The 13,378-nt window shown below is 72.4% G+C and carries 10 protein-coding genes; 5 read left to right on the top strand and 5 right to left on the bottom strand.

The window, feature by feature from the left end; genetic code table 11:
- Window positions 1–15: 15 nt before the first annotated feature.
- The 3 genes from ACFYPH_RS05505 to ftsY all read right to left on the bottom strand — a co-directional run bounded on the left by ACFYPH_RS05505 (window position 16) and on the right by ftsY (window position 3,752).
- Window positions 16–1,428, bottom strand: coding sequence for an ammonium transporter (locus tag ACFYPH_RS05505; protein WP_387179191.1), 1,413 nt, complete (start codon window positions 1,426–1,428; stop codon window positions 16–18).
- 263 nt (window positions 1,429–1,691) lie between these two features.
- Window positions 1,692–2,555: an aminoglycoside phosphotransferase family protein gene (locus ACFYPH_RS05500; protein ID WP_234590129.1), complete on the bottom strand. Its 864-nt coding sequence runs from the start codon at window positions 2,553–2,555 to the stop codon at window positions 1,692–1,694.
- Between the two features lie 6 nt (window positions 2,556–2,561).
- The gene (ftsY, locus tag ACFYPH_RS05495) at window positions 2,562–3,752 is read right to left on the bottom strand and encodes a signal recognition particle-docking protein FtsY (protein WP_355067839.1); all 1,191 of its coding nucleotides are present in this window, start codon (window positions 3,750–3,752) and stop codon (window positions 2,562–2,564) included.
- Between the two features lie 82 nt (window positions 3,753–3,834).
- Between ftsY and ACFYPH_RS05490 the strand changes: the two genes are divergently transcribed.
- The 5 genes from ACFYPH_RS05490 (at window position 3,835) to ACFYPH_RS05470 (ending at window position 8,834) form a co-directional block, all read left to right on the top strand.
- Window positions 3,835–5,547, top strand: coding sequence for an alkaline phosphatase D family protein (locus ACFYPH_RS05490; RefSeq protein ID WP_387179187.1), 1,713 nt, complete (start codon window positions 3,835–3,837; stop codon window positions 5,545–5,547).
- A 26-nt stretch (window positions 5,548–5,573) separates the two neighbouring features.
- Window positions 5,574–6,014, top strand: a complete 441-nt coding sequence (locus tag ACFYPH_RS05485; RefSeq protein WP_354856417.1) for a MarR family transcriptional regulator — start codon at window positions 5,574–5,576, stop codon at window positions 6,012–6,014.
- Between the two features lie 145 nt (window positions 6,015–6,159).
- Window positions 6,160–7,764 carry an MDR family MFS transporter gene (locus tag ACFYPH_RS05480; RefSeq protein WP_355067835.1) on the top strand — a complete coding sequence of 535 codons (1,605 nt, stop codon included), beginning with the start codon at window positions 6,160–6,162 and terminating at the stop codon, window positions 7,762–7,764.
- A 9-nt stretch (window positions 7,765–7,773) separates the two neighbouring features.
- Complete coding sequence (locus ACFYPH_RS05475) at window positions 7,774–8,268, top strand: universal stress protein (RefSeq protein WP_354856421.1); 495 nt, start codon at window positions 7,774–7,776, stop codon at window positions 8,266–8,268.
- Window positions 8,269–8,312: 44 nt separating this feature from the next.
- The gene (locus tag ACFYPH_RS05470) at window positions 8,313–8,834 is read left to right on the top strand and encodes a DinB family protein (RefSeq protein WP_354856423.1); all 522 of its coding nucleotides are present in this window, start codon (window positions 8,313–8,315) and stop codon (window positions 8,832–8,834) included.
- 180 nt (window positions 8,835–9,014) lie between these two features.
- Here the strand turns inward: ACFYPH_RS05470 and ACFYPH_RS05465 are convergent, their stop codons facing one another.
- Both ACFYPH_RS05465 and smc read right to left on the bottom strand, forming a co-directional pair.
- Window positions 9,015–9,635 (bottom strand): HAD-IA family hydrolase, encoded by a 621-nt coding sequence (locus ACFYPH_RS05465; RefSeq protein ID WP_354856425.1) that lies wholly within the window; start codon window positions 9,633–9,635, stop codon window positions 9,015–9,017.
- The gene (gene smc / locus ACFYPH_RS05460; RefSeq protein ID WP_387179181.1) at window positions 9,635–13,249 is read right to left on the bottom strand and encodes a chromosome segregation protein SMC; all 3,615 of its coding nucleotides are present in this window, start codon (window positions 13,247–13,249) and stop codon (window positions 9,635–9,637) included. The genes ACFYPH_RS05465 and smc overlap by 1 nt, the downstream gene beginning before the upstream one ends.
- Between the last annotated feature and the right edge of the window lie 129 nt (window positions 13,250–13,378).

Genomic DNA, 13,378 nt, shown 5'->3' with positions numbered 1-13,378 from the left:
TCCATCCCAGGAACGTTAACCGGCGACCTTGGCGCTGACCGGCTCGGTGGACTCCGCCTCCGGCGTGGCACCGCTCGGCGCTCCGCCACCAGGGGTGCCGATGCCGGCCATCGCGAACGCGCTGCCCGTGCCGCCGCCGGCCGGGGACAGGTCGTAGCTGCTCTCGGCGTGCTCGGCGATGTCGATGCCCTCGACCTCGGCCTCACCCTGGACGCGGAAGCCGATCGTCTTCTCGATGACGAAGGCGAGCACCCAGGCGATGCCGAACGACCAGGCGGTGACGATCAGGCCGGCGAGGGCCTGCCGACCGAGCTGGGTCGCGCCGCCGCCGTAGAACAGGCCGTCGGAGGCGCCCACCACGTCGCTGATCGCGGCGTTGACCGAGTTGGTGGCGAACAGGCCGAGCCAGAGCGAGCCGATCCAGCCACCGACGAAGTGCACGCCGACCACGTCGAGGGAGTCGTCGTAGCCGAGCCGGTACTTGAGGCTGACCGCGAGCGCGCACACGACCCCGGCGACGATGCCGAGCAGGACGGACGCCCACGGGGCGATGAAACCACAGGCCGGGGTGATCGCGACCAGGCCGGCGACCGCGCCGGACGACGCGCCGACCATGGTCGGCTTGCGGTCCTTGACCCACTCGACCGCGATCCAGCCGAGCACCGCGGCGGCGGTGGCGAGCTGGGTGTTGATGAAAGCGAGACCGGCGACCGAGTCGACGGTCAGTTCCGAGCCGGCGTTGAACCCGAACCACCCGAACCACAGCAGACCGGCGCCGAGCGCGACCAGCGGGATGTTGTGCGGCTTCATGCCCTCGCGGGGCCAGCCGAGCCGCTTGCCGAGCACCAGCGCCACGGCCAGGGCCGCCGCACCGGCGTTGATGTGCACCGCGGTGCCACCGGCGAAGTCCAGTGCGTGGATGTCAGCGCCGATGATGCCGCCGCCCCACACCATGTGGGCGACCGGGAAGTAGACCAGGGTGGCCCAGCCGAACGCGAACAGCAGCCAGCCGGCGAACTTGGCCCGGTCGGCGATGGCACCGCTGATCAGCGCGACGGTGATCACCGCGAAGACCATCTGGAAGGCCATGAACACGTAGAGCGGAATCCCGATGCCGCTGGGGTTTTCCGTCGTGGCGCCCCACAGGTCGGTCTCGGCGAGGAACGTCTTGGTGCCGAGGTACGCGCCCGGATCACCCCAGAAGCCGTTCACGTCGGTCCCGAAGGCGACGCTGAAGCCGTAGAACCACCACAGAACAGAGATGAGCCCGATGGCCGAGAAGCTCATCATCATCATGTTGAGTACGCCCTTGGCCCGGTTGAGGCCGCCGTAGAACAGCGCCAGTCCGGGGGTCATGAGCAGCACGAGCGCGGTCGAAACCAGCAGCCACGTGGTATTGGCGCCGTCGATCGTCGGTGCTTCAGGCACGCTGGCCTCCTAAAGGTGAAGTCCTCCTTCGCGGCTTTCCGGGGCAGCGTCGCCCGTAGGCCGGTTGCGCGGAAGCCTCGCGGCCGGCTGTTTCACCCAGGGTCCCGTGCGGGTTTCCGTTTCGTGACGGGTTGTTTCGTACGTGTCACGAAGTCCGCACACCAGGCGGCATGGACAGGGGTTGATCGCCCGGACGGCGGACGTCGATGGCTGACCGGGTGGAGCCATCGACCGACCGCCTTCCGGAACCGACCGGTCGGCGCTCAGCGGAGGGCGTTCTCCAGGGCGTGCCGCTCGTAGTCGAGCAGCCGCAGGTCGCGCATCGGCCGCCGCAGGTGCCCCTTGTGCACGATCCGGACGAACGCCGGCTCACCGGCGGCGGCCATCCGGCGGATGCCCTCGACGTGGTCCACGATCCGCTTGCGGATGGTGCGGATCAGCCGGTGCCGGTCCCGCGGGATCAGCCCGTACGCGTCGGCGAAGAGGCGCAGCCGCCGCGGCCGGTCCGGATGCTTCCAGCCCAGCGTGATCGAGTCCCGGTCGGCGAAGATCGGCACCCACGTCCACGCGGCGTACGCCACGTCGTAGATCCGGGCGCCGGGCGAGGCGAGGTCGAAGTCGATCAGCCCGAGCGTGCCGTCCGGCCGCCAGATCACGTTGTGCGGCGCGGCGTCGTGGTGGCAGATCACCTCGGTGTCCGGTGGCGGGGGCCCGAACGAGCGCCAGACCGCCCCCGGCGGCGGGGCGAAGCCGTACTGCGCGTCGTGGAACATCCGCAGCATGGTGGCGACGGTGACCAGCGCCTCGTCGGTCACCCAGTGCGGGGCGAGCGGGTACTCCCCGCACTCCCCCTCCAGGTACGACAGCACCTCCCGGTTGCGCTCGTCCATCCCGAGCGCCCGGGGCGCGCCGGTGAACCCGACGTACTCCAGGTGGCGCAGCAGGGCGTGCACGGAAGGGGTCCACGGCCCGGCGTTACGACGGACCGTGTCACCGACCCGGACCACGGTGCTCACGTTGCCGCCGTGCAGCGGGATCTCCTGCGAAGTCACGTACGGTCTCCCGAGGCGCTGCGAAGGGTGGCCGGGGTCGCGCCAGCCCGCGTACGCGCGATCGTCAGTGGTCACCCGAGACTACGCGTCCCGTCCGGCGGGCTCGGTGCCCAGCAGCGCGTCGACGAACTGCGCCGGGTCGAACGGGGCGAGATCGTCCTTGCCCTCACCGAGGCCGACGAGCTTCACCGGGATGCCGAGCTTGCGCTGCACGGCGATCACGATGCCGCCCTTCGCGGTGCCGTCGAGCTTGGTCAGCACCAGACCTGTCACGTTGACGACCTCGGTGAACACCCGGGCCTGCTCCAGACCGTTCTGGCCGGTCGTGGCGTCGAGGATGAGCAGTGTCTCGTCGATCGGCCCCTGCTTCTCCACCACGCGCTTGACCTTGCCCAGCTCGTCCATCAGACCGACCTTGTTCTGCAGGCGGCCGGCGGTGTCGATGAGCACGGTGTCCACGCCGGTGTCGATACCCCGGCGGACCGCGTCGAACGCGACGCTGGCCGGGTCGGCCGCCTCCGGGCCGCGGACGGTCTCCGCACCGACCCGTTCGCCCCAGGTCTGCAACTGGTCGGCGGCGGCGGCCCGGAAGGTGTCGGCGGCGCCGAGCAGCACGGTACGGCCGTCGGCGACCAGCACCCGGGCGATCTTGCCGCAGGTGGTGGTCTTGCCGGCGCCGTTGACGCCGACGACCAGCACCACCGCCGGTACGCCGTCCTTCGGGGCGGTCCGCAGCGAGCGGTCCATGCTCGGGTCGAGGGCGTTGACCAGCTCGGCGGCGAGCAGCGCGCGCAGTTCACCAGGCGAGCGGGTGCCCAGCACCCGGGTCCGCTCGCGCAGCCGGTCGACGATCTCGCGGGTCGCGTCGACGCCCACGTCGGCGGTGATCAGGCTGTCCTCGATCTCCTCCCAGACGTCCTCGTCGAGGTGGTCGCGGGCGAGCAGGCCGAGCAGGCCCTTGCCGAAGACGTTCTGCGAACGCGACAGCCGTGAGCGGAGCCGGACCAGGCGGCCGGCGGTCGGCTCGGGCACCTCCACGGTCGGGGCGGGCGCCTCGATGACCGGTGGCGGCTCGACCAGGACACCGGTGGACAGATCAGACTCCGGTGCCTCGACGGGCGGGCCGGCGAGATCCTCCTCGGCGCGGGTGTCGACCTCGGTGCGCGGAAGCGGGGGCTCGGGCCGCCGCCGCAGACGCGGCACGACCAGCCCGACTGTGCCGGCGATCAGCACACCGAGCAGGACCAGAGCGAGGACGAGATATTCGGCCATGCCGGAATCCTGTCAGATGCCGGCGACGGCGTCCCAGCCACCGCACCCGGCCGGCCTCACGAACCGGCGGTAGGCTCGCCGCATGCCCGCCGCACACCTCCTGATCGGCCCACTTCTGCGGCGAGTGGTCGACACCCGGGCGACGATCTGGGTGGAGACCGCCGCGCCCGCCGTGGTCACCGTCCGCACGGCCGACGGCGCCCGCGGCACCGCACCCACCTTCTCGGCGTACGACCACCACTACGCCCTCGTCGTGGTGGAGGGGCTCACCCCGGACAGCACGACGACCTACGAGGTGCTTGTCGACGACGAGCTGGTCTGGCCGGTGGAGAGCAGCGGCTTTCCGCCCAGCGTGATTCGCACCCGGGCGGCCGACGACCGGGACCAGCCGGTCAGCCTGATCTTCGGCTCCTGTCGGGAGACCACTCAGCACGCCACCACCCGCAAGCTGCCGCCGGACGCCCTGGACGCGTACGCCCGCCGGTTGATGGCCGACCCCGAGTCGAACGCGCTGCCCGACCTGCTGGTGCTGCTCGGTGACCAGGTCTACGCCGACGTCACCTCCCCGACCGTGCGGCGGCTGCTGCGCCGGCGCCGGCGGCGGCCCAAGGGCGCCCCGGCCGACCAGGTGGTGAGCTTCGACGAGTACACCAAGCTCTATCTGGAGTCGTGGCGCGATCCGGAGATCCGCTGGCTGCTCTCCACCGTGCCGAGCGTGATGATCTTCGACGACCACGAGATCATCGACGACTGGAACACCTCGGCGGCGTGGCGTGCCGAGATGCGCGAGCAGCCGTGGTGGGCCGAACGGATCGGCAGCGGGCTGGCCTCGTACTGGGTCTACCAGCACCTGGGCAACCTCTCCCCGGACGAGATCGCCGCCGACCCGGTCTTCGCCAAGGTCGCCGCCGCGGAGGACGCCACCGGCGTGCTGCGTGATTTCGGGCACCGGGTCGACCAGGAGTCCGACCTGGCGCACGACACGGAGCGCTGGCGCGCGGTGCAGTACCAGTGGAGCTACGCGATCGACCTGGGGCGCACCCGGCTGGTCATGCTGGACAACCGGTGCAGCCGGGTGCTCGAGCCGGGCAGCCGGGCGATGCTGCCGCCGGGTGAGTGGTCGTGGTTCCTCGACCAGGCGCACGGGGTCTACGACCACCTGGTGGTGGGCGCGTCGCTGCCCTGGCTGCTGCCGCAGGGCATCCATCACATCGAGGCGTGGAACGAGAAGCTGGCCGACTCGCGCCGGCCGTGGGTGGCCCGGGGGGCCGAGAAGCTGCGCCGGGCACTCGACCTGGAGCACTGGGCGGCGTTCCGGCGCTCCTTCGAGGCGCTCGGCGAGACCTTCGCCCGGATCGGCACCGGCACCCCGGGGCAGTCCGGCGCCCGGGTCGGCGCCGGGCCGGCGTACGCCCCACCGGCGTCGATCAGCGTGCTCTCCGGGGACGTGCACCACTCGTACGTGGCCCGGGCCCGGTTCGCCGACCCGGCGGTGGTCACCCCGGTGCACCAGCTCACCTGCTCGCCGATCCACAACCAGGTGCCGGCCGGCATCCGTCCGCTGATGCGGCTGGGCTGGTCGTCCGGGCCGGCGGGTGCCACGCGGGCGCTGGCCCGCTCGGCGGGTGTCCGACGCCCGGGGGTGCGCTGGCGCAAGCTGGCCGGTCCCTACTTCGGCAATGCCGTCGCCACCCTGACCCACCGGGGCCGGCGGGCCGAGGTGACCATCGAGGGCACCACGAGCGACGGGCAACTACGTCCGGTGATGAGCCGCCGCCTGTCCGGCGACGACTGACCGGGCCTCGCCGTACTCTCTAGCCCGTGGACGAGCACCTGCCGGAGCCGATCCGGGCTGTCGAGCACGAGCTGACGGCGTTGCTGCGCCGGGGTCGGGCGGTTTCGTGGGAAATCGCCCGGGAGGTGCACCCGACCCTCGAACCGAACACGTACGGGCTGCTGCTCTGGTTGCGGCGCAGTGGATCGATCCGGTTGACCGAGCTGGCGGCGCGGCTCGGCGTGGGCAAGGGCACGCTGAGCCGGCAGATCAACGGGCTGGAAGCGCTCGGTCTGGTGCACCGCGACCCCGACCCGAGTGACCGGCGGGCGGCGCAGATCAGCCTCACCGAGGAGGGCCAGCGCCGGTTCGACGTCGCCCGGTCCGCCCGCCTGGGCGAGTTCCTGCGTGCCCTGGACGACTGGCCGGCCCGGGACGTCGAGGAGTTCGCCCGGCTGCTCGGCCGGTTCAACGATTCCTGGAGATGACCTCCGACGGTGGGAATGCGGCCACCGTCCGCCCAGTTGTTGCTTGAGGCAACCGAACCGTACGGTTGCTTCAGGCAACTCCCAGGCGGGACCCGCCGTGCGGCCCGCCGCCCACCACCTCTACTCCGCTCGGAGGCAGTAAACGATGAGCCAGGCGACAGCGTCCCGGGCGCCCGCCGTCGACATGACCCACCGGCAGATCCTGGAGGCTCTCTCCGGCCTGCTGCTGGGCATGTTCGTCGCGATCCTCTCCTCCACGGTCGTCTCGAACGCGCTGCCGCGCATCATCACCGAGCTGCACGGCGGCCAGTCCGCGTACACCTGGGTGGTCACCTCGGCTCTGCTCGCGACCACCGCGACCACCCCCATCTGGGGCAAACTCGCCGACCTGACCAGCAAGAAGACGCTGGTCCAGCTCGCCCTGGGGATCTACGTCCTCGGGTCGGTGCTGGCCGGCGCCGCCCAGGGCACCGGCGAGCTGATCGCGTGTCGGGTGCTCCAGGGCGTCGGCGCCGGCGGCCTCACCGCCCTGGCCCAGGTGATCATGGCGACGATGATCGCGCCGCGCGAGCGGGGCCGCTACAGCGGCTACCTCGGCGCCGTGATGGCCGTCGGCACCATCGGCGGACCGCTGATCGGCGGCGTGATCGTCGACACCTCGTGGCTCGGCTGGCGCTGGTGCTTCTACGTCGGCGTGCCGTTCGCCATCGCCGCGCTGGTCGTGCTCCAGAAGACCCTGAAACTGCCGGTGGTCAAGCGCAAGGCGCAGATCGACTGGTGGGGCGCCACCCTGATCACCGCGGCCGTGTCGGTGCTGCTGATCTGGGTCTCCCTCGCCGGCGACAAGTTCGCCTGGGCCTCCTGGCAGTCGGTCGCCATGGTCCTCGGCGCTCTGCTCCTCGGCGCGCTCGCCATCCGGGTGGAGACCCGGGCCGCCGAGCCGATGATTCCGCCGCGGCTGTTCCGCAACCGCACGATCAGCCTCGCCGTCGTCGCCAGCATCGCGGTGGGCGTGGGCATGTTCGGCGCGTCGATCTTCCTCGGCCAGTACTTCCAGATCAGCCGGGGCGAGACCCCGACCATGTCCGGCCTGATGACCCTGCCGATGATCCTCGGCCTGCTGGTCGCCTCGACGGTGGGTGGACGGATCATCACGAGGACCGGCCGCTGGAAGCGGTTCCTGGTGCTCGGCTCGGCGCTGCTCACCGTCGGCTTCGCGCTCATGGGCACGCTGCGCGCGGACACCAGTTTCACCCTGCTCAGCGTCTACATGGTGCTGATCGGCGTCGGCCTGGGCCTGACCATGCAGAACCTCGTGCTCGCCGTGCAGAACACCGTCGGCCCGCACGAGCTGGGTGCCGCCAGCTCCGTGGTGGCGTTCTTCCGCAGTCTGGGCGGCGCGATCGGCGTCTCGGCCCTCGGCGCGGTGCTCGCCCACAAGGTCAAGGACTACACCGCCGACGGGCTGTCCCAGCTCGGCATCCGGGCGTCCAGCTCCGGCAGCGGCGGCACCCTGCCTGACGTGCACACCCTGCCCGGTCCGCTGCGAGCGGTGGTGGAGAGCGCGTACGGCCACGGCGCCGGCGACATCTTCCTGGCCGCCGCTCCCTTCGCGCTGATCGCGCTGATCGCGGTGAGCTTCATCAAGGAGGTGCCGCTGCGGCAGCACAACGGCAGCCCGGTTTCCGATGCGGTCGACGGGGAATCGAACCTCGTCTCCGGCGCGGTCCAGACCGGCGAGCAGAGGTGAGGTAGAGCCATGAGCGTGGGAGCGCCGGACCGCGAGGAGTACGGCCCTCGGATCAGCCCGCTGCCCTTCGAGCGGGGCACGGACGGCCCGCGGGTGGTCATGGTGGGGGTGGACGGCACCCGTACCTCCGGGCGGGCCGGCGCCTACGCCGCCGGGCTGGCCCGCCGGCAGGGCGCCGCCCTGGTGGTGGTCTTCGTCAGCTCGGCGAGCGGGCTCACCGCCCTGGTGCCCGGCATGGACGCCGGCGCGGTCCAGCGCACGTACGACGAGTTGGCCGACGAGCTGCGCCGGGAGTGCCGGCGTGGGGCCGAGCAGTTGGGCATCCCGGTGACCTTCCTGTGCCGGCGCGGCGACGCGTACGCCGAGCTGTGCGCGGCGGCCGACGAGTTCCAGGCCGACATGGTGGTGGTGGGCGCGTCCGAGCAGGCCGGTCACCGGCTGGTCGGCTCGGTCGCCACCCGGCTGGTCCGCAAGGGTCACTGGCCCGTCGTCGTGGTGCCCTGAATAACCCGTCGCGTCAGGTCAGTGTGCCGGGCAGGATGCGCGCCATGACGTGGATCGCACCGGAGATCACCCGGAACCCGGAACCGTACGTCGGCGACGAGCGCACCATGCTCGACGGCTGGCTCGACTACCACCGGCAGACACTGCTGCTCAAGTGCGCAGGTCTCACCGAGGAGCAGTTGCGCACTCCGAGCGTCGAGCCGTCCGGGCTGACCCTGCTCGGCCTCGTCCGGCACCTCGCCGAGGTGGAGGCGTGGTGGTTCCGGGAGAACTTCGCCGGCGAGCGCGTCGACTACCCGTACTTCACGCCGGAGAACCCGGACGCCGACCACGACGTGAGCGCCGCCGACGCCGAGGCGGACTTCGCCATTTTCTACCGCGAGGTGGCCCTGGCCCGCGCGGCCGCCGCCGGGCACTCGCTCGACGAGACGTTCACCGAGGTCGGCGCGAAGAAGCGCACGTTCAACCTGCGCTGGGTGTACGTGCACATGATCGAGGAGTACGCCCGGCACAACGGCCACGCCGACCTGATCCGGGAACGCATCGACGGCGTCACCGGCGAGTGAACAGGCCCGGTCAACCGGTTCCGGCGCCGTACGGTAGAACGGTCACCCTCGGTCACCTCCGCCGGGGCGGATGCGGTGGTGAGCGGTATACCTCAGAGACATATTTATGTCTCTGAGGTATACCGCTTGTCAGCATGTCGGCCTCGCGGGTCAGCCAAGGCGCCCCTCCTACCGCGCCGCTCAGCAGTCCAGGGCCGCCCGCAGGTAGCGCAGGTCGGCGTGGCCGCCCCAGCGGTGCGCCGACAGCCCGGCGGCCCGGGCGCCCCGCACGGCCCAGTCCTCGTCGTCGACGAAGAGCACCCGGGCCGGCGGGGTGGCCAGCGCCTGGCAGGCGGCCTGGAAGTACTCCGGCGTCGGCTTGTGCACCCCGAGCGTGGAGGAGTTGACCACCACGTCCAGCTCGCCGACCAGGCCGAGCGCGGCCAGGTCGGTGTCGAGCAGGTCGGTGGCGTTGGTGCCCAGCCCCACCCGGACGCCCGCCGCGCGGACCTCCCGGACGAACGCCAGCACCTCCTGGTCGACCTCTCCCCGGTAGCTCTGCCACTGCTCGACGGCGGCGCGGGCCCGTTGGGGGCTGCCCACCGACTCGGTCAGGGCGTCCGCCACGCTGCTCACCCACTCGGCGTGACTGACCTGGCCGGTGAGCACCGGCTGGAGCCGCCCCCACTGCATGGCGATGTCGCCGAGCACCCCCTCGGCGAGGCCGTACTCCCGCTCGACATCGGCGGCCACCGCCGGGTCCCACCGGCGCAGTACGCCGTCGAAGTCCAGCAGGAGCGCCGTCGCGCGTTCCCGAGCCACTACCCGTTCTCCTCGCCGCGGCCGGGCCGCTGGTCGTCCTCGTCGGCCCGGTTGAGCCGTTGACTGATCACCTGGGTGACCCCGCTGCGCATGGTCACCCCGTAGAGCGCGTCGGCGATCTCCATCGTCCGCTTCTGGTGCGTGATGACGATCAGCTGGCTCTTCTCCCGCAACTGTGCCAGCAATGTGATCAGCCGACCCAGGTTCACGTCGTCCAGGGCCGCTTCCACCTCGTCCATGATGTAGAACGGGCTCGGCCGGGCGCGGAAGATCGCCACCAGCATGGCCACCGCGGTCAGCGACCGCTCGCCACCGGAGAGCAGCGACAGCCGCTTGATCTTCTTGCCCGGCGGTCGGGCCTCGACCTCGACGCCGGTGGTCAGCAGGTCCTCGGGGTCGGTGAGGATCAGCCGACCCTCGCCGCCGGGGAAGAGCACCGTGAACACCTGCTCGAACTCCCGGGCCGTGTCCTCGAACGCGCTGGCGAAGACCTCCAGGATCCGCTCGTCCACGTCCTTCACGACGGTGAGCAGGTCCCGCCGGGTCGCCTTGAGGTCCTCCAACTGCTCGGAGAGGAACTTGAAGCGCTCCTCCAGCGCGGCGAACTCCTCCAACGCGAGCGGATTGACCTTGCCGAGCAGGGCCAGTTCGCGTTCCGCCTTGGCGGCCCGCTTCTCCTGCACCGGCCGCTCGTAGCGGACCGGCTCGGGCACCGGCAGACCGTCGCGCTCGGCCGCCGCCACGTCCGCCTGGGTGGGCGGAACGGGCTGGGTGGGGCCGTACTCGGCGACCAGCGTCTCCACGTCCAGCCCGAAGTCCTCGGCGGCCTTCGCCTCCAGCTGCTCGATGCGCAGGCGCTGCTCCGCGCGGGCCACCTCGTCGCGGTGCACCTGGCTGGTCAGCCGCTCCAGCTCCGCGCCGAGCCGCTTGGCTGCCCCGCGTACCTCCTGGAGCTCGGCCTCGCGGGCGGCGCGCTCCCGCGCGACGGCGTCGCGGTGCTCCTCGGCCGCCGCGATCGACGTGGTGAGTCGGGTGAGCGCCTCCCGGGCGCCGCCGGCGACGGCCCGGGCGATGCCCGCGCCCCGGGTGCGCGCGGCCCGCCGGGCCGCGGCGCGTTCGCGGGCGGCCCGCTCCGCGGTGGCCTGCCGGGCGAGGGAGTCGGCCCGGCCGGCGATCGAGGAGACCCGCTCCTCGGCGGTACGCACGGCGAGCCGGACCTCCATCTCGTTCTGCCGGGCCTGCGGCACCATGGCGGCGAGCTGATCCCGCTCCTCGGTGGAGGGCTCGGCGTCGACCGGGGTCTCCTCGGCCAGCCGCAGCCGCTCCTCCAGCTCGTCGAGCGTGGCGAGATCCCGCTGCCGGGCCGCCTCGGCGCGGGCCCGGGACTCACCCAGCCGGTCGGTCTCCGCCTTGGCCGAGCGGGCGGCCGCGCCCAGCTCGGCGAGCCGGCGGGCGGCGGCGTTGCGGTGGCTCTCCGCTTCGCGCTTCTCGGCGGCGGCGTGCTGCACGGCCTCCTTGGCGGCGGCGACCTCGGCACGCGCCTCGACGAGCTGGTCGCGCAGCTCGGCGCCGGCCCGTTCGGCGGCGAGCCGATTGGTGCGGGCCTCCTCGACGGCCGCCTGCACCTCGATGTAGCTGGGCGCCTTGGCCGATCCGCCGGCCGCCGCGTACGCCCCGACCACGTCCCCGTCCGGGGTGACGGCCCGCAGCTCGGGGTTGCCGGCGACCAGCTCGGCCGCGGCGGCGAGGTCGTCGACGAGCGCCACGTCGCGCAGCGCCCGGTGCACCGCCGGACGAATGTCGGGCGTGCACTCCACCAGGTCGGGGGCCCAGCGGGCGCCGTCGGGCAGCTTCGGGCGCAGCGCGTCGGCCGAGCCCGTCATGCCGGGCCCCGCCGGGCTGCCGACCAGCAGGCCCGCGCGACCGGCGTCGGAGATCTTCAACAGCCGCATCGCCTCGACGGCCTCGTCCACCCCGCTGACGGCGACCGCGTCGGCGAGTCCCCCGAGCGCGGCGGCCAGCGCGGCCTCGTGCCCCGGCGCGACGGTGAGCAGCCCGGCGAGACTACCGAGCAGGCCGGGCACGTCGCCGGCGCGGGCGAGCAGCGCTCCCGCGCCGTCCTTGCGCCGCAGCCCCAGGGCGAGCGCCTCCTCGCGGGCCTTCCAGGTGGCGGCGTCCTTCTCGGCGGCCCGCTCGGCGTCGGTCAGCGACCGGACCGTTGCCTGCGCCCGGTCCTGGACGGCAACCGCCTCGGCGTGCCGGGCGTCCAGGTCGGCGTTGTCCCGGTCCGCCTCGGTGGACTGCGCGGCCACCGCGTCCAGGTCGGCCTGCGCCTGCTCGGCGCGGCCCAGCGCGTCGGCGTGCGCGACGGCGAGGCGTTCGATCTCCTCACCGGCGCTCGTGGTCCGGGCTCGTGCCGAGTTGACCTGGCCGGTGAGCCGGGCCATGCCCTCGCGCCGGTCGGCGATGGCCTTGGCGGCGGCCACCAGCTCCCGCTCGGCGGCGGCGAGCTGCCGTTCCAGCTCCTGGCGGTGCTCGACCGCCTCGGCCAGCCGGATCTGATCGTCGGTGAGCGCCGCGCGCAGCTCCTCCTCCTGCTCGCGGACGCGTTCCGCCTCGGCCTCCAGCTGGTCGGGGTCGCGGCCGGGCCGCTCGTCGTCGCCGGTGGCGCTGAGGTGCCGCAGCCGCTCGCGGGCCAGTTGCTCGATCGAGCGGAAGCGTTCCTGCAGGGCGGAGAGCTTGTACCAGGTGTCCTGCGCGGCGGCGAGCAGCGGCGCGTCCTCGGCGAGGGCGCCCTCCAACTCGCCGAGCCGGCCCTGCACCTCGGTGTGCTCGCCCTCGATCTGCTCGCGTCGCTCCCGCAACGCGGTCTCGTCGGCGATCTCCCGGTCGAGGGTGGTCCGCAGCGTGGCCAGGTCGTCAGCGAGCAGTCGCAACCGGGCGTCGCGCAGGTTGGCCTGGATGGTGGCGGCACGCCGGGCCACCTCCGCCTGCCGGCCCAGCGGCTTGAGCTGGCGGCGCAACTCGGCCGTGAGGTCGGTGAGCCGGTTGAGGTTCACCTGCATCGCGTCGAGCTTGCGCAGCGCCTTTTCCTTGCGCTTGCGGTGCTTGAGGACGCCGGCCGCCTCCTCGATGAACGACCGGCGGTCCTCGGGCTTGGCGTGCAGCATGCCGTCGAGCCGGCCCTGACCGACGATGATGTGCATCTCCCGGCCGATGCCGGAGTCGGACAGCAGCTCCTGGATGTCGAGCAGGCGGCAGGAGTTGCCGTTGATCTCGTACTCGCTCTCGCCGGAGCGGAACATCCGGCGGGTGATGGAGACCTCGGTGTACTCGATGGGCAGCGCGCCGTCGGTGTTGTCGATGGTGAGGGTGACCTCGGCGCGGCCCAGCGGCGCACGGCCGGCGGTGCCGGCGAAGATGACGTCCTCCATCTTGCCGCCGCGCAGCGCCTTGGCGCCCTGCTCGCCGAGCACCCAGGCGATGGCGTCGACGACGTTGGACTTGCCGGAGCCGTTCGGGCCCACCACGCAGGTGATCCCGGGCTCCAGCTTCAACGTCGTGGCGGAGGCGAAGGATTTGAAGCCCTTCACCGTCAGGCTCTTGAGATACACCTACTCGATCCTCGTCCGGTGGCCGCCGTACCGTCGCCGGCTGCGCGGACCTGGGTGAACCCGCAGACTAACCCGATGGCGGGACCGACCCGGCACGCGACCCGCCCCGGGTGGTCCCGGCGGGCGGCG

The sequence above is a fragment of the Micromonospora sp. NPDC005252 genome (assembly GCF_042872475.1).
Lineage (GTDB): Bacteria > Actinomycetota > Actinomycetes > Mycobacteriales > Micromonosporaceae > Micromonospora.
The sequence above is the reverse complement of the archived record's forward strand: the minus strand, read 5'-3'. Positions and strand labels throughout refer to the sequence as shown.